Origin of the sequence: Geodermatophilus sp. CPCC 206100, from assembly GCF_048569675.1 — a bacterium.
Lineage (GTDB): Bacteria > Actinomycetota > Actinomycetes > Mycobacteriales > Geodermatophilaceae > Geodermatophilus.
Genome location: NZ_JAQISV010000033.1, coordinates 1 through 25,696 on the forward strand (window position 1 = coordinate 1; position 25,696 = coordinate 25,696).

General features: G+C 74.0%; 22 protein-coding genes and 2 tRNA genes. 4 read left to right on the forward strand and 20 right to left on the reverse strand.

The features are described 5' to 3' along the window. Positions 1-59: 59 nt before the first annotated feature. Positions 60-1,217 carry a thiolase family protein gene (locus PGN05_RS16090; protein ID WP_419753568.1) on the reverse strand — a complete coding sequence of 386 codons (1,158 nt, stop codon included), beginning with the start codon at positions 1,215-1,217 and terminating at the stop codon, positions 60-62. Between the two features lie 96 nt (positions 1,218-1,313). Between PGN05_RS16090 and PGN05_RS16095 the strand changes: the two genes are divergently transcribed. Beyond that, complete coding sequence (locus PGN05_RS16095; RefSeq protein ID WP_419753569.1) at positions 1,314-1,721, forward strand: PH domain-containing protein; 408 nt, start codon at positions 1,314-1,316, stop codon at positions 1,719-1,721. A gap of 85 nt (positions 1,722-1,806) precedes the next feature. On the opposite strand, the gene PGN05_RS16100 is transcribed toward PGN05_RS16095, so the two are convergent. From PGN05_RS16100 to PGN05_RS16155, 12 genes are all read right to left on the reverse strand, one after another. Continuing rightward, positions 1,807-2,565, reverse strand: coding sequence for a rhomboid family intramembrane serine protease (locus PGN05_RS16100; RefSeq protein ID WP_419753570.1), 759 nt, complete (start codon positions 2,563-2,565; stop codon positions 1,807-1,809). 137 nt (positions 2,566-2,702) lie between these two features. Continuing rightward, complete coding sequence (locus PGN05_RS16105) at positions 2,703-3,236, reverse strand: peptidylprolyl isomerase (RefSeq protein ID WP_419753571.1); 534 nt, start codon at positions 3,234-3,236, stop codon at positions 2,703-2,705. A gap of 108 nt (positions 3,237-3,344) precedes the next feature. Next, positions 3,345-3,839 (reverse strand): DUF1059 domain-containing protein, encoded by a 495-nt coding sequence (locus PGN05_RS16110; protein WP_419753572.1) that lies wholly within the window; start codon positions 3,837-3,839, stop codon positions 3,345-3,347. 148 nt (positions 3,840-3,987) lie between these two features. Continuing rightward, the gene (locus PGN05_RS16115; RefSeq protein ID WP_419753573.1) at positions 3,988-5,142 is read right to left on the reverse strand and encodes a hypothetical protein; all 1,155 of its coding nucleotides are present in this window, start codon (positions 5,140-5,142) and stop codon (positions 3,988-3,990) included. Next, on the reverse strand, positions 5,132-5,719 hold the full coding sequence (locus tag PGN05_RS16120; protein ID WP_419753574.1) for an RNA polymerase sigma factor: 588 nt from the start codon (positions 5,717-5,719) through the stop codon (positions 5,132-5,134). Before PGN05_RS16120 ends, PGN05_RS16115 begins: the two co-directional genes overlap by 11 nt. Positions 5,720-5,827: 108 nt before the next feature. After that, positions 5,828-5,900: transfer RNA gene (locus PGN05_RS16125), tRNA-Ala, on the reverse strand. A 19-nt stretch (positions 5,901-5,919) separates the two neighbouring features. After that, entirely contained in the window at positions 5,920-6,057 is a 138-nt protein-coding gene (locus PGN05_RS16130; RefSeq protein ID WP_419753575.1) for a DLW-39 family protein, read from the reverse strand. A 101-nt stretch (positions 6,058-6,158) separates the two neighbouring features. Further along, positions 6,159-6,232, reverse strand: a tRNA-Ile gene (locus tag PGN05_RS16135). A 69-nt stretch (positions 6,233-6,301) separates the two neighbouring features. After that, entirely contained in the window at positions 6,302-7,132 is an 831-nt protein-coding gene (locus tag PGN05_RS16140) for a DUF3566 domain-containing protein (RefSeq protein ID WP_419753576.1), read from the reverse strand. A 168-nt stretch (positions 7,133-7,300) separates the two neighbouring features. Further along, positions 7,301-9,769 carry a DNA gyrase subunit A gene (gyrA, locus tag PGN05_RS16145; protein ID WP_419753577.1) on the reverse strand — a complete coding sequence of 823 codons (2,469 nt, stop codon included), beginning with the start codon at positions 9,767-9,769 and terminating at the stop codon, positions 7,301-7,303. A 106-nt stretch (positions 9,770-9,875) separates the two neighbouring features. Further along, complete coding sequence (gyrB, locus tag PGN05_RS16150) at positions 9,876-11,912, reverse strand: DNA topoisomerase (ATP-hydrolyzing) subunit B (protein WP_419753578.1); 2,037 nt, start codon at positions 11,910-11,912, stop codon at positions 9,876-9,878. 295 nt (positions 11,913-12,207) lie between these two features. Beyond that, positions 12,208-13,623, reverse strand: a complete 1,416-nt coding sequence (locus PGN05_RS16155) for an APC family permease (RefSeq protein ID WP_419753579.1) — start codon at positions 13,621-13,623, stop codon at positions 12,208-12,210. A gap of 127 nt (positions 13,624-13,750) precedes the next feature. Here PGN05_RS16155 and PGN05_RS16160 point away from each other — a divergent pair, with 127 nt between their 5' ends. Beyond that, positions 13,751-15,256 (forward strand): SDR family oxidoreductase, encoded by a 1,506-nt coding sequence (locus PGN05_RS16160; protein WP_419753580.1) that lies wholly within the window; start codon positions 13,751-13,753, stop codon positions 15,254-15,256. Positions 15,257-15,280: 24 nt separating this feature from the next. Here PGN05_RS16160 and PGN05_RS16165 read toward each other — a convergent pair whose 3' ends face one another. The 7 genes from PGN05_RS16165 to dnaA all read right to left on the reverse strand — a co-directional run bounded on the left by PGN05_RS16165 (position 15,281) and on the right by dnaA (position 24,548). Further along, on the reverse strand, positions 15,281-17,053 hold the full coding sequence (locus PGN05_RS16165; protein ID WP_419753581.1) for an ABC transporter ATP-binding protein: 1,773 nt from the start codon (positions 17,051-17,053) through the stop codon (positions 15,281-15,283). Then, positions 17,050-18,003 (reverse strand): hypothetical protein, encoded by a 954-nt coding sequence (locus PGN05_RS16170; protein WP_419753582.1) that lies wholly within the window; start codon positions 18,001-18,003, stop codon positions 17,050-17,052. Before PGN05_RS16170 ends, PGN05_RS16165 begins: the two co-directional genes overlap by 4 nt. A gap of 44 nt (positions 18,004-18,047) precedes the next feature. Further along, on the reverse strand, positions 18,048-18,548 hold the full coding sequence (locus PGN05_RS16175) for a DUF721 domain-containing protein (protein ID WP_419753583.1): 501 nt from the start codon (positions 18,546-18,548) through the stop codon (positions 18,048-18,050). Beyond that, complete coding sequence (gene recF / locus PGN05_RS16180; RefSeq protein ID WP_419753584.1) at positions 18,545-19,747, reverse strand: DNA replication/repair protein RecF; 1,203 nt, start codon at positions 19,745-19,747, stop codon at positions 18,545-18,547. Before recF ends, PGN05_RS16175 begins: the two co-directional genes overlap by 4 nt. A 104-nt stretch (positions 19,748-19,851) precedes the next feature. After that, positions 19,852-20,784 (reverse strand): phosphogluconate dehydrogenase (NAD(+)-dependent, decarboxylating), encoded by a 933-nt coding sequence (gene gnd / locus PGN05_RS16185; RefSeq protein ID WP_419753585.1) that lies wholly within the window; start codon positions 20,782-20,784, stop codon positions 19,852-19,854. Between the two features lie 111 nt (positions 20,785-20,895). After that, positions 20,896-22,056, reverse strand: a complete 1,161-nt coding sequence (gene dnaN, locus PGN05_RS16190) for a DNA polymerase III subunit beta (RefSeq protein ID WP_419753586.1) — start codon at positions 22,054-22,056, stop codon at positions 20,896-20,898. A 713-nt stretch (positions 22,057-22,769) separates the two neighbouring features. Then, positions 22,770-24,548: a chromosomal replication initiator protein DnaA gene (gene dnaA / locus PGN05_RS16195; protein ID WP_419753587.1), complete on the reverse strand. Its 1,779-nt coding sequence runs from the start codon at positions 24,546-24,548 to the stop codon at positions 22,770-22,772. 600 nt (positions 24,549-25,148) lie between these two features. Between dnaA and rpmH the strand changes: the two genes are divergently transcribed. Together rpmH and rnpA are read left to right on the forward strand one after the other, a co-directional pair. Next, a complete protein-coding gene (gene rpmH, locus PGN05_RS16200) occupies positions 25,149-25,286 on the forward strand; it encodes a 50S ribosomal protein L34 (protein ID WP_072921044.1) in 138 nt (45 codons plus the stop codon). A 1-nt stretch (position 25,287) separates the two neighbouring features. Continuing rightward, positions 25,288-25,671 (forward strand): ribonuclease P protein component, encoded by a 384-nt coding sequence (gene rnpA, locus PGN05_RS16205; protein ID WP_419753588.1) that lies wholly within the window; start codon positions 25,288-25,290, stop codon positions 25,669-25,671. The last annotated feature ends 25 nt before the right edge of the window (positions 25,672-25,696 follow it).

Consider the following 25,696-nt stretch of genomic DNA (forward strand, 5'->3'; position numbering starts at 1 on the left):
GCTTCCGGTCCCCAGGGGGACCGGAGGCCGTCGACCGGGAGGGCTGTGGATGCAGCTACTCAGTCGGTGACCAGCTCCAGGACGGTCGCGTTCGCCATCCCGCCGCCCTCGCACATCGTCTGCAGCCCGTAGCGGGTGCCGGTCGACACCATGGTGTGGACGAGCGTCGTCATGATCCGGGCACCCGAGCCGCCCAGCGGGTGGCCCAGGGCGATCGCGCCGCCCCGGGGGTTGAGGCGGTCGAGGTCGGCGCCGGTCTCCGCCTGCCAGGCCAGCGGCACGGGCGCGAAGGCCTCGTTGACCTCGAAGACGCCGATGTCGCCGATGGACAGGCCGGAACGCTGCAGCGCCTTCGCGGTGGCCGGGATCGGCGCGGTGAGCATGATGACCGGGTCGTCCCCGGCCATCACGGTGGTGGAGATGCGCACGAGGGGCCGCAGGCCGAGCTCGCGGGCCTTCTCCGAGGTGGTGACCAGCAGGGCGGCCGAGCCGTCGGAGATCTGGCTGGCGTTGCCGGCGCTGATGACGCCGTCGGCCTTGAACGGGGTCTTCAGCGTCGCCAGCTTCTCCAGCGTGCCGCCGGGCCGGATGCCCTCGTCGGTGCGGACCACCGTCCCCTCGGGCGTGGTCACCGGCACGATCTCGTCGTCGAAGGCGCCGTCGGCCTGGGCCTTGGCGGCCCGCTCGTGCGAGGAGAGGGAGTACTCGTCGAGCTGGGTCCGCGAGAACCCCCAGCGCTCGGCGATCATCTCCGCCCCCACGCCCTGGTTGGGGGCGACGCCGTAGCGCTCCATGAACCGCGGGCCCAGCGGGCGACCGGCCGAGCCGTCCCCGATCGAGGAGCCCATCGGCACCCGGCTCATCGACTCCACCCCGCCGGCGACGATCACGTCGGCCTGGCCGCTCTGGACCGTGGCGGCGGCGAACGCGACCGCCTGCTGCGAGGACCCGCACTGGCGGTCGATCGTCACGCCGGGCACCGTCTCCGGCCAGCCCGCGGCCAGGGCCGCGTTGCGCGCCACGTTGTAGGTCTGCTCTCCGATCTGGCTCACGCAGCCCCAGAAGACGTCGTCGACGACGGCGGGGTCGATGCCGGCGCGCTGCACCAGCGCCTCCAGCACGTGCGCGGAGAGGTCCACGGCGTGCACGCCGGACAGCCCTCCGCCGCGCTTGCCCACCGGGGTGCGCACCGCGGCGCAGATGACGGCATCTCGCATGAGTCCTCCTCGACGACGCAGGCGGCGTTCCCCCCGCCCCTGCCGCGATGGTAGGACGTCCACGCTTCGACACCTGCCGGCTGGGACGCTGGGGACGTGGAGTGGTCCGCGCGCACCGTGGAGACGGCGGTGCTGGCCGTCCTGGGGGTGGTCCTCGCCGGGGCGGCCCTCGTCGTGGAGCCGGTCGGCCGGGTGCTGCTGGGCGGTGCGGCCCTGCTGGCGCTCGCTCTGGCCCTCCGCGACCGGCTGCTGCGCCCGCGCCTCGCGGCCGGGCCCGAGGGCGTCGCCGTCCGCACGCTGTCGGGCCTGCTGACCCTGCCGTGGCCGCACGTGCGCGTGCAGGTGCGGGAGGCCCGCCGCTGGGGGCTGCGCTCCCGGCTGCTGGAGCTCGACACCGCGAACGGTCCGGACGATCCCGGCGTCCTCGTGCTGCTCGGCCGCCGGGACCTCGGGGCGGACCCGGCGGACGTCGCCCGGGCCCTGCGCCACCTGCGTCCCGGGTGACGGGTACAGCAGTTCCGGCCCGGTGGCCCTCCTGCAGGGTCCCGCCGCGCGCTCGCGAGCAGTGGGGGGCGGGAGGGCCCTCCCACTAGCCCAGGACGACGACCGTCGAGACGGTCAGCGCGACCACCACGAGCCCGGCGGTCAGGACCATGAGGGCGAGCACCTGCAGCTCGGTGCGCCGCCGGGCCAGCACGACGAGCCCGGTGGCCACGAACCCCGCGACCAGGCCCCCGAGGTGGCCCAGCAGCGAGACGCCGGGCAGGAAGCTGATGACCACGTTGATCGCCAGCAGGGTCAGCAGCCCGCGCAGGTCCTCGCGGCGCTGGATCATGACCACGGCCAGCCCGCCCAGCAGGCCGTAGATGGCCGCCGAGGCGCCCGCCACCGCCCGCCCGGGGTCGCCGAACAGCTGCAGCGCCACGGCGCCGCCGAGCAGCGAGACCAGGTAGACGGCGAGGTAGCGCCAGCGGCCCAGCTGCCGCTCCAGCTCGGAACCGAACAGCAGCAGCGCGAGCATGTTGAGCACCAGGTGCACGAGGCCGATGTGCAGGAAGGCGGCGGTGACCAGCCGCCAGTCCTGGCCCAGCTCGACGAGCACCGGGATCTGCGCCAGGTCGGCGAACAGCGGGGAGAACTGGTTGTCCAGCGGGTTGGCCCCGGCGAGGACGGCGGAGACCGCGGTCGCCACGAACATCCCCACGTTGAGCGCGATGAGGCCGACCGTGACCGCGCCGAACCGGCGCCCGGCGCGGCGCAGCAGCGGCGCCTGGCGAGGCCGGCGCACGGTGGCGCGGCCCTCGCGGATGCACTCGGGACACTGGAAGCCGACCGAGGCCGGCGTCATGCACTCCGGGCAGATCGGCCGCCCGCACCGCGCGCACGAGATGCGGGTCGGCCGGTCGGGGTGCCGGTAGCAGGTGGTGGTCGGGGGCGCCGGCTGCGGCTGGCCGGGACCGGCGCCCCCGTCGTCGGGTCCGGTGGTCAGCTGCGCTGCACCTCGACCGACTGCAGGACGACGTCCTCCACCGGCCGGTCGCCGCGGGAGGTGGCCACCTTGGCGATGCGGTCGACGACGTCGCGGCCGGCCTGGTCGGCCACCTCACCGAAGATCGTGTGCTTGCCGGTCAGCCAGGTGGTCGGCGCGACGGTGATGAAGAACTGCGAGCCGTTGGTGCCGGGGCCGGCGTTGGCCATGGCCAGCAGGTAGGGCTTGGTGAAGGCCAGCTCGGGGTGGATCTCGTCGCCGAACTGGTAGCCGGGGCCGCCGATGCCCTGACCCAGCGGGTCGCCACCCTGGATCATGAAGCCGCTGATGATCCGGTGGAACACCGTGCCGTCGTAGAGGCGGTCGGTGGTCTTCTCGCGGGTCTCCGGGTGGGTCCACTCCCGACGGCCCTCGGCGAGGTCGGCGAAGTTCGCGACCGTCTTGGGAGCGTGGTCGGGGAAGAGGTCCACGGTGATGTCACCGTGGTTGGTGTGGAGCACGGCACGGCGTGCGGGCGTCGATTCGGTCACGCCGTCCACTCTCCCACTCGTCCGCCCCCCCGCGAGGTGGGGGGACGGACGCGACCCCCTGGCCGGGTTCCGCCGCGCGCTCGCGCGTGTCGGGGACACGGGGTCCTCCTACATGCGCAGCACCTCGGCGACGTCGAGGTTCCGGAACGACGCCTCGCCCTCGGTGACCTCCTGCATCCGCTTGGCGAAGTCGGTGGTCACCGGGTGCTCGGAGTTGCGCATCGCCGCCGCGTGGTCCGGGAAGGCGACGATCTCGACGTAGGTGTCGGGGCGGTCCCGGTCGGCTGCGACCACACCCCACCGGGCGGTGGTCTCCCGCCCCATCCGGTCGCGCCACTCCTCCGCGACCGCGCGGAAGCCCCCGAGGTCGCGGGCGTGGAACTCGATGAGCTGGAGGAACGACCCCGTCTCGACCTGCAGGGCCTCCTCGTCCCGCAGCGCCGCCCTCAGCCCGTTCCGCAGCTCGGGACCGTCGGTGTGCCCGTGCGCGGTGACCGCGTGGGCGGCGGCGACCTCGAGGACCTCGTCCTCCTCGCCGGAGATCTGCACGGTGCAGTGGCGCTCGCTCGGCATCGTCCGGCAGTCCATGGTCTTCCGTGCCATGGCCCCTCCTCCGCAAGGCCCCGGCCCGCCCCGCCGACGAGCCAGCGGCGCGGCCGAGGGTGATCCGGCCGGTGTCGGCCGTCCAGGGTCCGAGGTCCCCGCAGGGCTCGCCCCGGCCCCCCAGCGGACGGGCTGAGCCGGGCCTCCGTCACGGCGTGTAGGTCACCTGGTCGGCGATCTCCACCACCTGCTCCCGGGTGAGGCTGCCCGGCGCCTCCACCAGGAAGGCCGTCCCGTCGGGGAGCCGCGCCCGCAGCACCCAGCCGTGCGGGCCACCGCCGCCGTCGTCGGTGCGGACCAGCTCGGCGCGCTGCCCCTGGACGGTGACCTCCTCGACCGGCTCCGCGGTCCCACCGGCGCCGTCCGGCACCTGCCCTCCGGGGGCGGTCTCGCCGGGGAACGGCAGGCGGACGACCAGGCCCCGCGTGGGGTCGGCGTCGTCGCTCAGACGCACCGTCCGGCCGTCGTCCTTGAAGAAGTCGAGGCTGTACCCGGCCGGGGCCAGGTGCAGTTGCACCGGCATGGCCTGGGGCCGGTCGACCAGGGCCCCGGCGAGCGCCGTCACCAGGTCCCGCTCGGCGTACCGGCCCTGAGCGGTGATGGTCACCCACTGCCCGGGCGCGCGCTGCCAGTCGAGGCCGGCGCCTCCGACGTCCTCCGCCTCCGGGGTCGTGACGACCACCGCGGGCGAGCCGTTGATGCGGACGTCCTCGACCACCGCGTCCGGGAAGCCGACCGAGCCGCCGGGCGGTGGGGGTTCCGCGCCCACGTGGACCGTCACGAACTCGAGAGGGTCGGCGGCGTTCGTGTAGGCCATCGAGGCGCCGCCGTTTCCGGAGCCGCCGAAGACCGGGCCGGAGGTCCCCGGCGGGGCCGTGGGCAGGGTCAGCGGGAACGCCGGCATGTCGAAGCCCACCAGCGTGACCTCGTCCCCCCGCGTTGCGCCGCCCGGCGCAGGACCGGCGGCCTCGGGTCCGGCGACGACGACGGCGGCCGTCCACGCCGCGGCGACGGCGAGCACCGCCGCGCTCATGCGCACCGCGGTCCTGCGGCCCGGACGCCGGCGGCCGGGGGGTACGGGGCCGGTCCGGCGCCGGTGGGCGTCGGCCACCAGCTGCTGGGCGGCCAGCACGCCGGCCGGGACCGGGGTCGGGAGGGGTTCCGGTGCGGGAGCCGGGCCCGGCGGGCGGGCGTCGGAGGCGTGCAGGTGGTCGAGGAAGGCCGCCGGCAGGGCCGGCAGCTCCTCCTCGCGCAGGCCGCGGGCCGCTCGCAGGCGAGTGTCCAGATCGCGCTCAGTGGTCATGGCGGCGCTCCTCGCGCTCGGTGGGGTCGGGAGTGAGCGAGGCCCGCAGCCGGAGGCGGGCGCGGTGCAGCCGGGTGCGGGCGGCGCCCGGGGTCAGGCCGAGGACCGCGCCCGCCTGGGCGGGGGTCAGCCCCTCCCAGGCGGTCAGGGTGACCAGCTCCCGGTCGTCGGCCGGGAGCGCGTCGAGCGCCTGACGCACCTGCCGGGTGTCGGCCCGGCCCTCGTGCACCCGGGCCGGATCCGGCAGCGCGGCGACGTCCAGGTGGTCCGCCAGGCGCCGGCCGAGTCGCTCCGCGCGCCGGTCGCCGCGGGCGACGTTGGCCAGGCAGAAGCGGGCGACGCCGAACAGCCAGGCCCGGGCGTCCTCGGGATCGGCGGGCACCTCCGTACGCCGCCGCCACGCCACCAGGAACGCCTCGGCGGTGACGTCCAGGGCGTCCTCCCGGGTGGCGCAGCGGCCGAGGGCGTAGCCGAGGACGGCGGTGCCGGCCGAGCGGTACAGCTCGTCGACACGGACGTCGGGAGGGGTGGGGGGCGGGTCGAGGGGCGGGGCTGCACGGCCCTGCGGGGCGCTCACGTCCCACACATGTCCGGCACGGGCCCAGCGTTTCAGGGCGGGCCGGCGGAGAGCGGGAGCCGCGGCGCGGGAGTCCGCCGCGGACCGCTGGTCAGCCCGGGAGAGGAGTGGAGACGAGGGGAATCGAACCCCTAACCCCCGCCTTGCAAAGGCGGTGCTCTGCCAATTGAGCTACGTCCCCGGGGTGGGGCGGCGACGGGTCAGCGCGCGCCGGGTGTGCTGACCGAGCCGCTGGTGGCCTCGTGCCAGAGGTCCGCCTCGGCCTTGCCGGCGGCCCGCTTGCGGGCCAGTGCGAGGGCGCCGGCCGCGGCCGCCGCGAGTGCCAGTCTCTTCAGCACGCGGGACACCTCCTCGAGGGGGTTCCCCTCGGTGCGAGGGGCCCGGCCACACCTCCCGGGGAGGAGGGGACCGGGTGGCGCCGGTGGCGCCGGGACACGGGTGGGCCTGGGAGGACTTGAACCTCCGGCCTCATCCTTATCAGGGATGCGCTCTAACCGTCTGAGCTACAGGCCCGTGGACCTCGGACAGCGTACCTGGCCCTCCGCCCGGGCTCGCCGGGGGGTGACCCTGTCCGGGGTTCCCTCAGTCGCGCTCGGAGAGGGTGACCTCGAGGCCACCGACGAGGTCCGAGCACATGTTGTAGATGAACGCCGCGACGGTGCACAGCGCGGTCATGAGCACGATGTTGATCGCGCCGATCACCGCGGCACCGCCGAAGACGATCCCCGGGGTGATGACCTCGCTGGTGCCCTCGGCGCCGGAGGCGGTGCCGAGCTGGCCGAAGAGGTCGTTGAGCGTCTCGAAGACGCCGAGGCCGGACAGCACGCCGTAGAGGACGCCGACGGCGACCATCCAGATGAAGAACATCGCGATCGACAGGACCAGCGAGATCTTCAGGGCCGACCAGGTGTCGATGTGCCGCAGCTGGAGGCGGGCGCGGCGGGGACCGCGCGCCCCCTTCTGCTTCCCGGTGGCCGCCTTGCCGGCGCCCGTGGCCGGTGAGCTGCCCGTCGCGACCGGCACCGGGGCCGGCGTGGCGCCGGCCGGTGCGGCCTGCGTGAGCTCCGACGGTGCCGGTGCCGGTGCCGGAGCGGCGAGCGTGGCGTCGGCGCCGCGGGCAGCCGGGGCCTCGCTCCCGCGGGCGACGGGGGCCTCGCTCCCGCGGGCGACGGGGGCCTCGGAGCCGCGCGCGGCCGGTGCCTTGGTCGTCGAGACCGGGGTCCCGGCGACCGGGGCGGTGCCGTCGACGGGGGCCTGGGCCCGCTGGGCTCCGGTGGCCGTGATCGACTGCGTCGCCGAGACGGGCGACGACCCGTTCCCGCCGGCCTGCTGGCCGTCGTCGGGCCCCTGCGCCGTGCTGGTGTCCCCAGGCCGGGACCCGGTGCGCACCGAACCCTGCGTCCGGTCGCTCATGCGAGTCTCCCGTTCCCCGGCGGCCTGCGCCGCTCACTCGTACCCGAGAGACCCGGCTCGCGGCCGGGGGCGCCCGGGCGCCGGTCTGATCCGTGGTGGCGTGATCGGAGGAGGTGCGGCGTCCGGACCGGGGGCCCGGGCCGCCACTCCTCCGTCATCACGTCCAGACTAGGCGGCAGGCTCGTCGTTGTCCGTCGTCCGCGCGATAGCCACGATCGACACGTCTTCCGGCAAGTTCATGAGCTTGACACCCATGGTGGCCCGGTCCTTGTTGTGCCGCACGCCGTTGACCGGGGTGCGGATGACGCCGCCACCGGAGGTGATGGCGTACAGCTCGTCGCCCAGCCGCACCGAGAGCGCACCGACCAGCGATCCCTTGCGGGCCTTGGGGTCGGCGGTGAGCACGCCCTTGCCGCCGCGGCCCTGCGCCGGGTAGTTCTCGATGCCGGTCCGCTTCGCGAAGCCGCGCTCGGTGGCGACGAGGACGTCGACCCCCTCCTCGACCACCATCATCGCCAGCAGCTGGTCATCGGGGGCCAGGGAGATGCCGCGGACGCCCTCGGTGGCCCGGCCCATCGGCCGCAGCTGGTCGTCGTCGGCGCGGAACCGGATCGACATGGCCTTGCGGCTGACCAGCAGGAGGTCCTGCTCCGGGCCGATGAGGGCCGCGCCCACCAGCTCGTCGTTGTCGCGCAGGTTGATGGCGATCACGCCGCCGCTGCGCGGGGAGTCGAAGTCGGTCAGCCGGGTCTTCTTCACCTGGCCGCGCGAGGTGGCCAGCACCAGGTACGGGGCGACGCCGTAGTCCTTGATCTGCATGACCTGGGCGATCCGCTCGTCGGGCTGGAACGCCAGGATGTTGGCCACGTGCGCGCCGCGGGCGGTGCGGTTGGCCTCGGGCAGCTCGTAGGCCTTGGCCCGGTAGACCCGGCCCTTGTTGGTGAAGAAGAGGATCCAGTCGTGGGTGGAGCCCACGAAGAAGTGGTCGACGATGTCGTCCTGCTTGAGGGCCGCCCCCATCACGCCCTTGCCGCCACGGCGCTGCGACCGGTAGAGGTCGCTCTTGGTGCGCTTGGCGTACCCGGTGCGGGTGATGGTGACGACGACCTCCTCCTCGGCGATGAGGTCCTCCATGGAGACGTCGCCGTCGTTGGCCACGAACTTCGTGCGCCGGTCGTCGCCGTACTTCTCCACGATCTCGGCGAGCTCGTCGTGGATGATCTGCCGCTGCCGCTCGGGGGAGGCGAGGATCGCCTGCAGGTCGGCGATGCGGGCCTCGATCTCGGCCAGCTCGTCCATGATCCGCTGCCGCTCGAGGGCGGCCAGCCGGCGCAGCTGCAGGTCGAGGATCGCCGTCGCCTGGATCTCGTCGACGTCGAGCAGCTCCATGAGGCCCGTCCGCGCCGCCTCCGCGGACTCGCTGTTGCGGATCAGCGTGATGACGTCGTCGAGGTGGTCGAGGGCCTTGGCGTAGCCGCGCAGGATGTGCGCGCGCTCCTCGGCCTTGCGCAGCCGGTAGCGGGTCCGCCGCTGGATGACGTCGACCTGGTGGGCGACGTACAGGCGGATGAGCTCGTCCAGGCGCAACGTCCGGGGGACCCCGTCGACGATGGAGAGCATGTTGCAGCCGAACGTCGTCTGCAGCTGGGTGTGCTTGTAGAGGTTGTTCAGCACGACCTTGGCCACGGCGTCCCGGCGCAGGGTGATGACCAGGCGGCGGCCGACGCGGTCGGAGGACTCGTCGGCGATCTCGCTGATGCCCTGCAGGCGGCCGTCCTTGACGCCCTCGGCGATCGCCTCGGCCAGGTTGTCCGGGTTGACCTGGTAGGGCAGCTCGGTGCAGACCAACTGGACGCGGCCCCGGGCGTCCTCCTCCACGGTGACGACCGCCCGCATGCGCACCGAGCCGCGGCCGGTGCGGTAGGCGTCCTCGATCCCCTCCCGGCCGACGATCAGGCCGTGGGTGGGGAAGTCGGGGCCGGGGATGCGCTGCATGCAGGCGGTGAGCGCCTCCTCCGGCTCGGCCTCCGGGTGCTCGAGCATCCAGAAGACCGCGTCCGCCACCTCGCGGAGGTTGTGCGGCGGCATGTTGGTGGCCATGCCGACCGCGATGCCGGCCGAACCGTTGATCAGCAGGTTCGGGATGCGCCCCGGCAGGACCAGCGGCTCCTGGTTCTTGCCGTCGTAGTTGGGCTGGAAGTCGACGGTGTCTTCGTCGATGTTGGCCAGCATCTCCATGGCCAGCGGGGTCAGCCGGGCCTCGGTGTACCGCATGGCCGCGGCCGGGTCGTTGCCCGGGGAGCCGAAGTTGCCCTGCCCGTCGACCAGCGGGTAGCGCATCGCCCAGGGCTGGGCCAGCCGGACGAGGGCGTCGTAGATCGAGCTGTCGCCGTGCGGGTGGTAGTTGCCCATCACCTCACCGACGACGCGGGCGCACTTGACGTAGCCGCGGTCGGGGCGGAAGCCCTGGTCGTACATGGCGTACAGCACGCGCCGGTGCACGGGCTTGAGGCCGTCACGGACCTCAGGCAGCGCGCGGCCGACGATGACCGACATCGCGTAGTCGATGTAGCTGCGCTGCATCTCCTGCTGGAGGTCGACCGGCTCGATGCGGTCGCGGGCAGGGGTCTCGGTCACGGTTCAGGTTCTCCGGAGGTGAGGTGAGGTCGCTGGTCCGACGTGGCGGCCCCCTCGCAGGGGCCCGCGCCGAGCGGAGCGCGGCGTGGGGGGCGAGGGGGTCCGGTCAGACGTCGAGGAAGCGGACGTCCTTGGCGTTGCGGGTGATGAAGCTGCGTCGCGCGTCGACGTCCTCGCCCATGAGGACGCTGAACAGCTCGTCCGCGGTCGCGGCGTCCTCGAGGGTGACCTGCAGCAGGATGCGCGTCTCCGGGTTCATCGTGGTCTCCCACAGCTCGGTCGCGTTCATCTCGCCGAGGCCCTTGAAGCGCTGGATCGCGTCGTCCTTGGGCAGCTTGCGGCCGGACTCGGCGCCGGCCTTGAGGACGGCGTCGCGCTCCTTGTCCGAGTACACGTACTCGTCGCCGTGCTTACCACCCCACTTGATCTTGTACAGCGGCGGCTGCGCGAGGTAGACGTAGCCGGCCTCGACCAGCGGCCGCATGAAGCGGAACAGCAGCGTCAGCAGCAGCGTGCGGATGTGCTGGCCGTCGACGTCGGCGTCGGCCATCAGCACGATCTTGTGGTAGCGGAGCTTGCTCAGGTCGAACTCGTCGTGGATGCCGGTGCCGAAGGCGGTGATCATCGACTGGACCTCGTTGTTCTTGAGGACCCGGTCGATGCGCGCCTTCTCGACGTTGATGATCTTCCCGCGGATCGGCAGGATCGCCTGGAACATCGAGTCCCGGCCGGACTTGGCCGAGCCGCCGGCCGAGTCGCCCTCGACGATGTAGACCTCGGAGTTGCGCGGGTCGGTCGAGCGGCAGTCGGCCAGCTTGCCGGGCAGCGAGTTGTTGCTCAGCAGGTTCTTGCGCGCCAGCTTGCGGGCGTCCTGCGCCGCGCGGCGGGCGCGGGCGGCCGAGGAGGCCTTGGTGATGATCGTCTTGGCCTCGGTCGGGTTGGCCTCGAACCAGTGGGTGATCTGCTCGTTGCAGACCCGCTGGACGAAGCCCTTGACCTCGGTGTTGCCGAGCTTGGTCTTCGTCTGGCCCTCGAACTGCGGGTCGCCCAGCTTGACCGAGACGATCGCCGCCAGGCCCTCGCGGATGTCCTCGCCGGTGAGCTTCTCGTCCTTCTCCTTGAGGATCTTCTTGTCGACCGCGTAGCGGTTGACGATCGAGGTCAGCGCCGCGCGGAAGCCCTCCTCGTGGGTGCCGCCCTCGTGGGTGTTGATCGTGTTGGCGAAGGTGTAGACCGACTCGGAGTAGGCGTCGGACCACTGCATCGCGACGTCCAGGCTCATCGCCATGTCGTTCTTGCCGATCCCGTCGGCGGAGAAGCTGACCACCGACTTGTGGATGGGCGACTTCTTGGCGTTGATGTGCTTGACGTAGTCCTCGAGCCCGCCGTCGTAGCGGTAGGTGATCTCGGTGGCCTCGAACGCCTGGGCCTCGGTGCCCGCCTCGGGGGCCGCCTCCGCGACGGAGATCTCCTCGGCCATCCCGGTCTCGGCCTTGCTGTGACCGGGGCGCTCGTCGCGCAGCACGATCGTCAGGCCGCGGTTGAGGAAGGCCATCTCCTGCAGCCGGCGGCTGATCGTGTCGAAGGAGTAGTTCGTCGTCTCGAAGATGTCGCCGTCGGCCCAGAAGGTGATCTGCGTGCCGCGCTTCTTCGTGGGCCCGATCTTCTCGAGCGGCCCGGGCTTGGCCATGTCGTAGGACTGGTGCCACTCGGTGCCGTGGGTCCAGATGCGCACGTCCAGCCGGGTGGACAGCGCGTTGACCACCGTGACGCCCACGCCGTGCAGACCACCGGAGACCGCGTAGCTCTTGCCGTCGAACTTGCCGCCCGCGTGGAGGATGGTCATGACCACCTCGACGGTGGGCCGCTTCTCCACCGGGTGCATGTCCACCGGGATGCCGCGGCCGTTGTCCTCCACCCGCACGCCGCCGTCGGCGAGCAGGGTGACCCGCACGGTGTCGCAGTGGCCGGCCAGCGCCTCGTCGACGGAGTTGTCGACGACCTCCCACACCATGTGGTGCAGGCCGCGCTCACCGGTGGAGCCGATGTACATGCCGGGTCGCTTGCGCACCGCCTCGAGTCCCTCGAGGACGGTGATGGAGCTGCCGGAGTACGCGTTCTCAGTCTCGGGTCGAGCGACCACGTGGGGCCCTTCTGTCGCGCAACCGGCGCACGGCTCCCCCAGCGAGGCGGGGGGTAGGACGGCGTAGAGAGGCACTGAGCCGGTTGCTGGCTGTTCCTGCTGTCCAGGATACCGGGTGGTCTGACAGGAATGCCGTCGTCCACGCCCTCAGGTCGTGTCTGCGCCTCTCCCGACCCCTCCGCCACCCCCGATGGTGGCCCCCCGGGTCGACACGCCGTCCCGGGCCCGCTGGGTGGCCCCGGCAAGGCGGCCCCCGGCAGGGCCCCGCCGCGAGCGGCGGGGCAGGGGTCCCCCCTTAGTTGACCGGGCCGCCCTTGGTGAACCGGTCGGGGTCCAGCGGCGGGACGGCGGGGCCGGTGCGCCGGTTGATGAGCACCGTGACCCCCCACAGGACGACGCCGATGACCAGCAGGACCCCGGCGATCCGGTACTGCTCGGCCGGCCGGCCGGCCCACGGTGTGGCCAGGAACGCGCAGGCCAGGGCGCCGATGACGGGCAGCACGGTGGGCGTGCGGAAGTGGTCCGCGTCCACCCGGTCCTTGCGCAGCACCAGCACGGCGACGTTGACGACGGTGAAGACGATGAGCAGCAGCAGGGCCGTCGTCCCGCCGAGGGCCGGCACCGCGCCGACGAAGGTGATCAGGCCGAACGCCAGCGCGGTGGTGAACAGGATCGCGGTGGTGGGGGTGCGCCGCCGCGGGTGCACCCGGCCCAGCAGCGGCGGCAGCACGTGCTGGCGGCTCATCCCGTAGACCAGCCGGCTGGCCATCAGCATGTTGATCAGCGCGGAGTTGGCGACGGCGAACATGGTGATGACGCCGAAGACGCCGATCGGGAACCCGGGGGCGCCGGCCTCGACCACCTGCAGCAGCGGGGTGTCGCCCTCGCTGAGCGCGTCGGCCGGGACCAGCGCGATCGCCGAGATCGACACCAGCACGTAGATCAGGCCGGTGAGGCAGAGACCGAACAGCAGCACCTTCGGGAAGATCTTCCGCGGGTGCTTGCACTCCTCGGCCATGTTCACCGAGTCCTCGAAGCCGACCATGGCGAAGAACGCCAGGCCGGTGGCGGCGATGACCCCGCCGAGGACCGACCGGTCGCCGGTGTCGAACTCGGTCACCCGGGAGAAGTCCCCCTCGCCGAGGCCCAGCGCCCAGACGCCGACCCCGATGACGATGAGCAGGCCGGACAGCTCCACGCAGGTGAGCACCACGTTGGCCTTGACGCTCTCGCCCACCCCGCGGTGGTTGACCAGCGCGACCAGGGCCATGAAGCCCAGCCCGATCAGCGTGATCCCGATGCCGTCCTCGATGCCCAGCCCGAACACGCTGGCCGCGTTGGCGCTGAACGCCCGGGCGGCGGTGGACGCCGACGTGATGCCGGAGCTCATCACCGCGAAGGCGACCAGGAACGTGACGAAGTGGATGCCGAACGCCTTGTGCGTGTACAGCGCGGCGCCGGCGGCCTGCGGGTACTTGGTCACCAGCTCCAGGTAGCTGAAGGCGGTGACCAGCGCGACGAGGAAGGCGACGAGGAACGGCAGCCAGACGACGCCGCCCACCTGGGCCGCGACCTGACCGGTCAGCGCGTAGATCCCGGTGCCCAGGATGTCCCCGACGATGAACAGCAGCAGCAGACCCGGGCCCATGACCCGCTTGAGGCTGGGCTGACCGTCCTCGGTCCGGTCCGGTGCCTCGGTGGTGTCGGCCATGGGGCCCTCCTGCCTGACAGGTGCCGGGGTGCGACCGCCGTCGGTCGGGCTGCGGAGCCGATGGTCGCGGGGAACGCAGCCGCCCGCGACCCGAGCGCCGCGTCCGGGGACGGCCGACACTCGGGACATGGCCGAGACCGACGCCCCGAAGACCTGCCTCGTCACCGGCGCCACCGGCTACATCGGCGGCCGCCTGGTGCCCGAGCTGCTCGCCGCCGGCCACCGGGTGCGGGTGATGAGCCGCTCGCCGGAACGGCTGCGCGACCACCCCTGGGCCGGCCGGGTGGAGATCGCCCGCGCGGATGCCGGGGACGCCGAGGCGGTCGCGGCCGCCTGCGCCGGTGTGGACGTCGTCTACTACCTCGTCCACGCGCTGGGCAGCGGGCCGCGGTTCGAGGAGACCGACCGGCGGACCGCGGAGGTCGTGGCCCGGGCGGTGCGGGAGGCCGGCGTGCGGCGGCTGGTCTACCTGGGCGGGCTCGAGCCGCGGGACGAGGAGCTGTCCCCGCACCTGCGCTCCCGGGCGGAGGTCGCGCGGATCCTGCTGGACTCCGGCGTCCCCACGGCCGTGCTGCGGGCGGCGGTGGTGCTCGGCTCGGGGTCGGCGTCGTTCGAGATGCTGCGCTACCTCACCGAGCGGCTGCCGGTGATGGTGACGCCGCGCTGGGTGCACAGCCGCATCCAGCCCATCGCGATCCGCGACGTCCTGCGCTACCTCGTCGGCTGCGCCCAGCTGCCGCCGGACGTCTCCCGCTGCTTCGACATCGGCGGCCCCGACGTCATGAGCTACGCGGAGATGATGCAGCGCTTCGCGGTCGTGGCCGGCCTCCCCCGGCGGCGGATCCTGCCGGTGCCGCTGTTCACGCCGTCGCTGTCCAGCCACTGGGTCGGCCTGGTGACGCCGGTGCCGGCCGGCATCGCCCGCCCGCTGGTGGAGTCGCTGCGCAACACCGTCGTCTGCTCCGAGCACGACATCGCGCGGTACGTGCCCGACCCGCCGGAGGGGCTGCTCGGCTTCGAGGAGGCGACCCGGCTCGCCGTCCAGCGGGTGCGCGACGCCACGGTGGCCACCCGGTGGTCGTCGGCGTCCGTGCCGGGCGCGCCGTCCGACCCGCTGCCCACCGACCCCGACTGGGCCGGCGGCAGCCTCTTCGTGGACGAGCGCACCCGGGAGACCGTCGCCGCGCCGGAGGACCTGTGGCGGGTGGTCCAGGGGATCGGCGGCGACACCGGCTGGTACTCGTTCCCGCTGGCGTGGCAGGTGCGCGGCTGGCTGGACCGCGCGGTCGGCGGCGTCGGGCTGCGGCGTGGACGGCGGTCGCCGACGGACCTCTACGTCGGCGAGGCGCTCGACTTCTGGCGGGTGGAGGAGCTCGAGCCGGGGCGGCTGCTGCGGTTGCGCGCCGAGATGCGGGTCCCCGGGCTGGCCTGGCTGGAGTTCCACGTGGAACAGGACGGCGCCCGCACCCGGCTGCGGCAGAAGGCGACGTTCAAGCCGCGCGGGCTGTTCGGCCACCTGTACTGGTGGGTGCTGGTGCCCTTCCACGGCTTCGTGTTCGGCGGGATGGTGCGCAACATGGCCCGCGCCGCGGAGTCGGGGATGGCGCCCGCCCAGACCCGCACCGCCGCCTGAGAGCGGTCCGGCCGGGAGCGCAGCTCAGACGAGGAGCTGGGCGGCGGCGAGCTCGCGGTAGAGCGGGCTGGACTCGACCAGCTCCGAGTGGGTGCCGCGGGCGACCACCCGCCCCTGGTCCAGCACCACGATCTGGTCGCTGTCGAGCACGGTCGACAGCCGGTGCGCCACCACGAGCAGCGCCCGGTCCTCGGCCGCCGCGGCCAGTGTCTGCCGCAGCAGCTGCTCGTTGCGGGCGTCGAGGCTGGCGGTCGGCTCGTCGAGCAGCAGCAGCGCCGGGCGGGCCAGCAGCGAGCGGGCGATCGCCAGCCGCTGCCGCTCCCCGCCGGACAGCAGCACGCCGTCCTCCCCGACGGGGACGTCGAGGCCGCGGGGTGAGCGCTGCACCACGTCGGTGAGCCCGACGTCGGCGAGCACCGCCCACAGCTCCGGATCGGTCGCGTCCGGCGCGGCGAGCAGCAGGTTCTCCCGCAGCGACCCGGCCAGCACCGGGGCCTCCTGCTCCACGTAACCCAGCCGCCCGCGCAACCCGGCCCGCGGCAGGTCCCGCACGTCCGTGCCGGCCCACCGGATGGCCCCGCCGTCCGGCGGGTAGAAGCCCTCGACCAGCGCCAGCACCGTCGACTTCCCCGCACCCGACGGCCCGACCAGCGCCACGCGGCTCCCGGCGGGCACCTGCAGGGAGACCCCGCGCAGCACCTCGGTGCCGTCCGGGTAGCCGAAGGTGACGTCGTCGAACTCGAGCAGCGGCACGTCGCGGGACGGCGGCAGCGCGGGAACGGCGCCGGCCGCGGCTCCGCTCTCCGGCCGCGCGTCGTCCTCCGGCGCGAGGGCGAGCACCTCCTGGATGCGGGCCAGCGCGCCCAGCCCGGTCTGCAGCTGCGTCCAGGCGCCGATGGCCTGCCCCAGCGGCATGACCAGCAGGAACAGGTACAGGATGAACGCGACCAGGTCCGCGACGGCGATCGAGCCGGCCGCCACCCGGTACCCGCCGAGGCCGAGGACGGCGAGGAACGCGCCCTGGACGGCGATCGAGCCGGCCGGGGAGACCAGCGCCTCCAGCCGGGCGACCCGCACCCCCGCGGCGTACGCCCGGCCGGCGCTCTCCCCCACGACCGCCACCTCACGGGCGGTCGCGCCGCTGGCCCGGATGGTGCGCACCGCCGACAGCGCCCGCTCCACCGCGGCGCTCATGGCGCCGACCTCCTCCTGCGCCTGCCGCGACAGCCGCCGGACGCCCCGGGACACCGAGGCGACCACCGCCACCCCGACCGACACCGCGACCACCGTGACCAGCAGCAGCCAGCCGTCGACCAGCGCCATCGCGACGAGCGCACCGACGCCGACGACGGCCGACCCGGCGATGTCGACGACGCCGGAGGTGACCGTGGCCCGCAGCAGCGTGGTGTCGGCACCGACCCGCGACATGAGGTCGCCGGTGCGCCGCCGGTCGTACTCGGCCACCGGCAGCCGCAGCAGCCGGTCGGACACCAGCCGGCGGGTGGTGAGCACCACGCCCTCCGCGGTGCGCTGCAGCAGGAACTGCTGGAACGCCGACAGGGCCGAGGCCGCCACCAGGACGGCGACCAGCGCGAGCACCGCCGGCAGCAGTGCGCGGCCGGCGCCCACCGCCTCGATCACGCGGGCGACGAGCGCCGGCTGGGCCAGCGCGCCGGCGGCCGCGACGAGCGAGAGCGCCGCCGCGGCGCCCAGGGGGCCGCGGTGCGGGCGCAGCAGCGGCACGAGCTCCCGCAGGCCCGCCGTCGGCGCCGGGGGTGCGGCCGCGGCGTCGGTCACGGAACGACGGCGAGGGCGCCGACGACGGCGGTCAGCATCCGGGCGTGGTGCTCGATCAGCTCCGGCCGGTGACCGTCCGGCCGGATCGCCGCGACGAACCCCCCCGCGGTCCAGAACTCGTCCCCGTCGTCGGTGCCCAGCAGCAGTCCGCGCACCGTCTCGTCCTCCACCAGCCGGCGGGGAGCCGGGCCGTCCTCGGCCGCCAGGAGCACCCAGCGCGCGTCGAACTCGGGGTCCCCGCTGGGCACCTGGACCAGGCCGCCGGTGCGGTGCTTCCAGAAGCGGGCGGGCGACAGCCGCAGCCCGGGGACCGACTGCAGGACCGGCGCGGCGGTGATCGCGTACTCGGGGACGGCGTAGCGCCCGGACGCGTACAGCACGTCGAAGGCGACCAGCTCGAGGGCGCCGTAGCGGCCGCGCATCACCCCGGCCGGCCGGTGGTCCCTCGTCGCGCGGACCGGCGCCGAGGCGACGAGCTCGGCCAGGACGGCGTCCTCCTGGCCGGTGCCGTCGGAGATCTCCCAGCCGTGCTGCAGCGCCCAGCCCTGCGCGCCGACCGGGTCGCCCTGGTAGCTGAAGACCCGCTCGAACTCGCTCGGCGTGCGCGGCCGGCGCGGCCCGAAGAGCCCCCCGCCGGCCGGCGGCTGCTCCCCCACGGTCGGCAACGGCGCCGGGCGGTCCTCCCGGGCGGCGTCGGTGCCGGACCGGTCGGCCGGCCGGACCGGGCGCTCGGGCTCGGCCGCGGGGAGGTCCCACCCCGCCGGCTGCCAGGGCGTGGGCTCCGCCGGCGGGGCCGGCTCCTCGGCCCGGGGCGGCTCCGGCCGGGACTCGTCGGGCGGCTGCGGGTTGTCCCCCTTGCCGAGGTGGACCGGCTCGTGCCAGCCGCCGCCCTCGCCGGGCCGGTCGCCGGGCCGGTCGTCGGGGCGGTCACGGTCGCGCGGGCTGTTCATCGCTGCATCGTCCTCCCGGAGCGGCCCGGTGCCGGGCGGCGCTCCTAGCCGTACGTGTCGCGCGGCCCCCGCCCGCGCACGGAGCGCGGGCCCTTCTTCCAGCTCGGGGCCGTCGGACCGACAACGCGCAGCCGGGTCACGACGTCCCCGCCCACCGAGGCGCGCAGCCGGGCCAGGATGGTCGGGGCCAGCAGCCGCAGCTGGGTGGCCCAGGCCGTGGACTCGGCGACCACCAGCAGCTCGCCCTCGGTCAGGGTCTGCGGCTCGCAGTGGGCGGCGATGTCCGGGCCGACCAGCGCCGACCACCGGCCGAAGACGGCGCCGACGCGGGTGTGCTGGGTCCAGTCCTGGGCGGTGACCAGCGAGTCCACCAGCCGGCCGAGGGGCTGCGGGTCGTCGTCCCCGGGCCGGGGGCCGGTCCAGACCCGCCGCGGCCCGGCGATGCGCCGCCGCGTGGGCCGGGGCCGGGCCGCCGACGCGGCGCGCGCGGCCTCCAACGCCGCGCGGGCGATGTCACTGGGCCGCCCGGGTGGCTCGGCCGTCACCGGGCCCCCTCCTCGATCGACGCGCCGTCCACGGCTCCATCCTCGGCCGCCGCGGTCCCGGACGGAACCGCCTGCCCCCCGGCGACCTGGACGACGGTCCGCCGCAGCTCGGTCGGGACGTCGTCCAGCACCGCCGCGGTGATGAGCGTCTGCTCGGCCGAGCGGGCCACCGCGGCGAGGGCCGCGCGCCGTTCGGCGTCCAGGGTGGCGAAGACGTCGTCCAGCACGAGCACCGGCTCGTCCCCGTCGGCGCGCAGCAGCGCGAAGCAGCCGAGCTTGAGCGCCAGGGCCAGCGACCAGGACTCCCCGTGGCTGGCGAAGCCCTTGGCCGGCATCGACCCCAGCGAGATGACCAGGTCGTCCCGGTGCGGGCCGACCAGCGTCATCCCGCGGTCGACCTCCTCGCCGCGGCGCTCGGTGACCCGCTCGCGCAGCGCGGCGCTGAGCTCGGCGACGTCGGGCAGGCGGGCGTCCTCGGGCAGCGGGGTCCCGTCCCCGGCCAGGGGGACGGTGCTGGCGTAGCCCAGCGCGGCGAGCGCGGCGTCGGCCCCGGCGACCTGGGCGTAGGCCTGCGCCACGTGCGGGCCGAGGTCGGCGACCAGGCGCAGCCGGGCGGCCAGCAGCTGACCGCCGAGCTCGACCAGGTGGCCGTCCCAGACGTCGAGGGTGGCCAGCGCGTCGCCGCGAGCCAGCCGGGCGGTCTTGAGCAGGGCGTTGCGCTGCTTGAGCACCCGCTCGTAGTCGCTGCGCACCCCGGCCAGCCGCGGGGTGCGGCTGACCAGCAGGTCGTCGAGGAACCGGCGCCGCTCGGCGGGGTCGCCCCGCACCAGGACGAGGTCCTCGGGGGCGAACAGCACGGTCTTCACCAGGCCGAGCAGCTCGCGCGGGCGGGGCAGCGGCGCGCGGTTCACCCGCACCCGGTTGGCCCGGCCCGGGTTGATCTCGACCTCGACCAGCAGCTCGCGGTCCTCGCGGCGCAGGGCCGCGCGCACCACCGCCTGCGTCGCGCCCTGCCGGACCAGCGGGGTGTCGCTGGCCACCCGGTGGCTGCCCAGCGTCGCGAGGTAGCCGACCGCCTCGACGAGATTGGTCTTGCCCTCGCCGTTGCGGCCGACGATGACCGTCGGCCCCGGTTGCAGGGCCAGGTCCACCCGGTCCCAGTTCCGGAACGAGCCCAGCTGCAGGTGCCGCACGTACACCGGTCAGACCCCCGGTGAGGCTGTGGAGCGGCCCCCTTGCCGGGGCCGCCCCGTCCCGGGGCCCGCCCTGAGCTCGCGAAGGGTGGGGAGGACGGGGTGTTTTCTCACGCGGGGCGCTCGGCCTCCTGCGCCTGGACGGCGTGCACCGCGTGGCCACCGAACTGCTGGCGCAGCGCCGCGACGGCCTTCATCGTGGGCGAGTCCGTCTGCCGGGAGGAGAAGCGGGCGAACAGCGAGGCCGCGATCGCCGGCATGGGGACGGCGTTCTCGATGGCCTGCTCGACGGTCCACCGGCCCTCGCCGGAGTCCTCCGCGTAGCCGCTGATCTGCTCCAGCGCCGGGTCCTCCTCCAGCGCGCGGACCAGCAGGTCCAGCAGCCAGGAGCGGATGACGGTGCCCTGGGTCCAGGACTTGACCACGCCGGGCACGTCCTCGATGAGGTCGACGGCGGCCAGCAGCTCGTAGCCCTCGCCGTAGGCCTGCATCATCGCGTACTCGATGCCGTTGTGGACCATCTTCGAGAAGTGGCCGGCGCCCACCGGCCCGGCGTGCACGAAGCCCGCGCCCGGCATCTCCTGCCCGGACGCGTCCACCGGTGACGGGGGCTTGAGCGCGTCGAAGACCGGCTGCACCTTGGCGACGTCGTCCTTGGTCCCGCCGACCATGAGCGCGTAGCCGTTCTCCAGGCCCCACACGCCGCCGGAGACGCCGGCGTCGACGTAGCCGATGCCCTTCTCGCGGCACAGCACGTCGTGCACCTGGTCGTCGGTGTACTTCGAGTTGCCGCCGTCGACGATCACGTCTCCGGGGCTGAGCAGGTCGGCCAGCTCCTTGACCGTCGCCCGGGTCGGCTCCCCGGCCGGCACCATCACCCACACCACGCGCGGGGCGGACAGCGCCTCGATCAGCGCCGGCAGGCTGTCGACGTCCCGCTTCTCCGGGTGGTGGTCGAAGCCGACGACCTCGTGACCGGCGCGGCGCACCCGCTCGGCCATGTTGCCGCCCATCTTGCCCAGCCCGATCAGCCCCAGCTGCACGATGTCCCTCTTCTCGTCGCGACGTCCTGCCCGTCATCGTGCCCGGCGGTCGGCCCTCGCGCAGGGGCCCACCGCGAGCATGCGAGCGGTGGGGGGCGCGAGGGTCCTGTGTCAGCCGGGCAGTCGCACCGGCATGATCAGGTAGCGGTAGCTGCCGGGCCGTTCGGCCGGGCGGGCCGCCGCCTCGTCCTCGGCCGCCGGCTCGTCCACGCCCGACAGGACGGCGGGCTTGAGCGGGCTGGTGAAGTCCATCCGCGCCCGGCTGGTGTGCACCGCGGCCAGGCCGTCGAGCAGGAACGTCGGGTTGAACCCGATGGTCAGCGGCTCGCCGTCGAACTCGACGTCGCAGCGCTCCTCGGCCTGGCCCTCGTCGTCCGTGCCGCCGGCCCGCAGGGTGACCTGGCCGGGGGTGAACTCGCAGCGCAGCGGGGTGCCGCGCTCGGCCACCAGCGCGACGCGCTTGGCGGCGTCGGTGAACAGCCCGACCGGCAGCACGGCGTTGGCCGCGGAGTCGTTCGGCATGATCGCGCGGTACTTGACGAACTCGGCGTCCAGCAGCCGGGTCGTGGTCTGCCGGTCCTTGCCCGACAGGCCGAGAATGCCCTCCCCGGAGCCTCCCGAGGACAGCGAGATGACGATCTCCGGGCCGCTGGTCAGCGTCCGCGCCGCGTCGGCCAGCGTGCGCGCGGGCACCAGCACCGCCGCCGACAGCCCCGGGGTGTCCGGCCGCCAGGCGAACTCGCGCACCGCCAGCCGGTAACGGTCGGTGGCCGCGAGGGTCACCAGGTCGTCCTCGATCTCCAGCCGGACGCCGGTGAGCATCGGCAGGGTGTCGTCGCGCCCCGCCGCCACGGCGACCTGGCCGACGGCCTCGGCGAACACGTCGCTGTCGACCACGCCGGCCGACGACGGCATCGACGGCAGGGACGGGTAGTCCTCCACCGGGAGGGTCGGCAGGCTGAACCGCGCGTTGCCGCAGGCGATCGCCAGCCGCGGGCCCTCGGCGGTGATGTCCACCGGGTGCGGCGGCAGGGCGCGGGTGATCTCGGCGAGCAGCCGTCCCGGCACGAGGGCCCGTCCGCTCTCGGACGCCTGCACGTCGACCTCCGCGCGGGCGGAGACCTCGTAGTCGAAGCCCGACACCGACAGCTGACTGCCGTCGACCTCGAGCAGGATCCCGGCCAGGACCGGCACCGACGGCCGGGGCGGCAGGCTGCGCGCCGTCCAGGCGACGGCATCGGCGAGCACCTCACGTGCCACCCGGAACTTCATGACCTGATCCACCCCAGCTCTTCTGCGTGGTCCTCCTGCTCTGCGGTGCACATCGTGCCTTCTACCGGCGACAGAGCGGTAACCGCTGGTCCCGCGAGGCCACTCCCAGCGCTGCTTCCCCACCCAGAGTGTGGTTCAAGGATTCCTCGAGACAACTAACTCATCTTCGTCATCACACGTGTGGAAGCTGGGGATGGAGGGCATCGGACCTGCTCAGGCCCCGAGTCGACGTGTTGGCGGACTGTGGGCTGGTCAGTGCACTCTGTTGTCGACACGTGGACATCTCGACGGTTACGCACATCGACCGCCCGGCGTCCACCTCCTGTCCCCTGGTTCCCCCCTGCTCGTCCCCAGGTCAAGTGCACCGCGTTGGAGGCACAGCGGGCCGGCGGTGGCCCGGAACGCGTCCGGAACGGCGAAAGCCCAGGTCAGGGACTCGTCGGGCGGGTGCGGCAGGCGCAAGGGCCCGGAGTCGTCCCCGGGGTGTCCGTGACGTGCGGTGAGGCCGCCGGTACGAGATACCCCCAACCTGTGCACATTCCTGGGGACAACTCGTCGACCAGTCGACCCAGGTCACCCGCTCGGGTGACAGACAGGTCGCCGTCCGCGCGGGCCGGGCGACCTGCCGAGCGCCCACAGGCATGTGGACAACGGGGGGACGCCGTCCTCCTCAGCCCTCGTCGGCCCGGGCCGAGCCGCTGGACGGAGCCGGGCTACTGGCGGGCGCGGCTCTTGATGCGGGCGGTCAGCTCGGTCACCTGCGTGTAGGTGGCCCGGCGCTCGCTCATCAGGTTGGTGATCTTCTTGACCGCGTGCATGACCGTGGTGTGGTCCTTGCCGCCGAAGGAGGCACCGATCCGCGGAAGGGACAGCTCCGTGAGCTCCCGGCACAGGTACATCGCGATCTGCCGGGCGTTGACCAGCGTGCGGCTGCGGTTGGCACCCTGCAGCTCCTCCATGGTCACGGAGAAGTACTCGGCGGTGGCCGCCATGATGATCGCCGCGGTGATCTGCGGGCCCTGCTCGTCGCTGATCAGGTCCTTGAGCACGAGCTCGGCCAGCGGCAGGTCGACCTGCTGCTTGTTGAGGCTGGCAAACGCCGTCACCCGGATCAGTGCGCCCTCGAGCTCGCGGATGTTGGTCTGCACCTTGCTGGCGATGAACTCCAGCACCTGGTCGGGCACCTGCAGCCGCTCGCCGTAGGCCTTCTTCCGCAGGATCGCGATGCGGGTCTCCAGGTCCGGCGCCTGGACGTCGGTGATGAGCCCCCACTCGAAGCGGGTGCGCAGCCGGTCCTCCAGCGTCGTCAGCTTCTTCGGCGCCCGGTCGGAGGTGATGACGATCTGCTTGCTGGCGTTGTGCAGCGTGTTGAACGTGTGGAAGAACTCCTCCTGCGTCCGCTCGGCGCGCTCCAGGAACTGGATGTCGTCGATGAGCAGGAAGTCGATGTCGCGGTAGCGGCGGCGGAAGTCCTCGGCCCGCCCGGAGTGCACCAGGTTGATGAACTCGTTGGTGAACTCCTCGGTGCTCACGTACCGGACCCGGACGTTGGGGAACATCCGCGCCGCGTAGTGGCCGATCGCGTGCAGCAGGTGGGTCTTGCCCAGCCCGGAGTCGCCGTAGATGAACAGCGGGTTGTAGGCCCGGGCCGGCGCCTCGGCGACCGCCACCGCCGCGGCGTGGGCGAACCGGTTGCTGTTGCCGATGACGAAACTGTCGAAGACGTACTTCGGGTTCAGGCCCGGGTCCTGCGCGCCGGCCGGCGCCCGGCGGTCCCCGCCGAACAGCGGCACGGCGTCCCCGCCGCGCCCGGCGGTCGCCCGGCTCTCGCTCCGGCGTCCCCGGCTGGGGGCGGGCGGCTCCTCGGCGCCGGCGTCCCCCGGGTCCAGGTCGAACGGGAGCACGGCGGCGCCGTCGTCGTCCGGTGCGCCGCCCCAGTCCCGCTGCGGCCGCGCGCCGCGGCCGGTGCTCGTGCGCGCCGGCGGGCTCCAGTCGGTGGGCGACCACTCCTCGGTCTCCCGGGCCGGCGGCAGGTCGGGCGCGGCCGGCCGCTCGGGGACGTCGCGCTCCCAGGTCAGCGGCCGGGTCACGTCGGCGCGCACCCCGAAGGCGCTGCGGCCGTCGTCGGCGCGGTCGCGGGTCTCCCGGTCCTCCTCGGCGCGCTGCGCCTCGACCGCCGACCACGGTCGCCGGGTGGGGACCTCGGGCCGCGCGGGCGGCTCGGGCTCGGCCGGCGTGTCCTCCACCTGGACGGCGACGCGGATGTCCCGGCCCAGCTGCTCGGACAGCGCCTCGGCGAGCACCCGGCGCATCCGGGACTCGAGCACGGTCTGGGTGAACTCGTTCGGCGCCGACAGCACCGCGGTGTCCTCGAACACCCCGACCGGGCGGGTCAGGTTGAGCATCGCGTTCTGCTGCGGGGACAGGCTCGTGGCCAGCCGCTCGCGGATCTGGTCCCAGACCGTCGCCAGGTCCACCGTGGCATCGGCCATGGCCGTGTCCTCCCCGATTCCGTGTGTCGTCGACCGCACTGCGGTCGCCGGGTGCCGGGCGCCGTCGTCCCCCGGTCAGTCCCCCGCTGTGGACATCCGGACACACGGCGTCCACACCGGCGTCCACAGGCTGTGCACGACCGGCGACGAGATCCGGCCGAGTACCGCTCGTGCGGTCCGGGCAGGGGCGTCGTCGCTGGTCAGAGGGTGGTTCTGCGGAGGATCTCGGTGGTCGCGGTGGTCGGTCGACCCAGCGGGGCGGCCCCTGCGCCGGACTCGGACGTCCGGTGCGGAGCGACGGCGACGCTAACAGCCTCATCCACAGCCCGGCAACGACGGCTGGGAGCTCCCCCGGCGCGCCGCCGGGCGTGTCGCGGGCGCTGTCCGGCGTGCCGTCGCCGGAGGGCGCCGGGGATGGTGGAGCCTGGGCAGTCAGAGTCCGGGCGGCCTCCGGCACCCCCCGCTCCTCGGCTATGCTGGTGGGAGTCTGTGGACGGAGGACGTCGGTGGCCGATCAGGTCGCCGCGCCCTGGCCGTCCCTCGCGCGTGCCCGCCCGCCGGTGGGTGCGCACCGTCGATGTCGTGTAGTGGGAGTACCTCGTGAGCAAGCGCACGTTCCAGCCGAACAACCGCCGCCGGTCCAAGACCCACGGCTTCCGGCTGCGGATGCGCACCCGCGCCGGCCGGGCCATCATCACCGGCCGCCGGCGCAAGGGTCGCGAGAAGCTCTCCGCCTGAGGTGCTGCCCGCGCAGGCACGCCTGCGCCGGCGTCCGGAGTTCACCGCGGTCGTCCGGTCCGGTCGGCGTGCCGGACGGCCGACCATGGTGCTCCACTACCTCCCCGAACGGCCCGTGACCCCGCGCCCCGGCGACGCCGGGACGGCCGGCGGTCCACGGGCCGGCTTCGTGGTGGGCAAGGCCGTCGGCAACTCGGTGGTCCGCCACCGGGTGACCCGGCGGCTGCGCGCGGTCGTCCTCGGCGAGCTGCACCGGCTGCCGGCGACGGCCGACCTGGTCGTCCGGGCCCGCCCCGAGGCGGCGACCGCCACCTCGGCGGACCTGGCGCGGGACCTCTCCGCCGGTCTCGACCGCGTCCTCGCCGCACGGGTCCGGACGTCGTGACCGCCGAGCCGGGCACCGTTGCGAC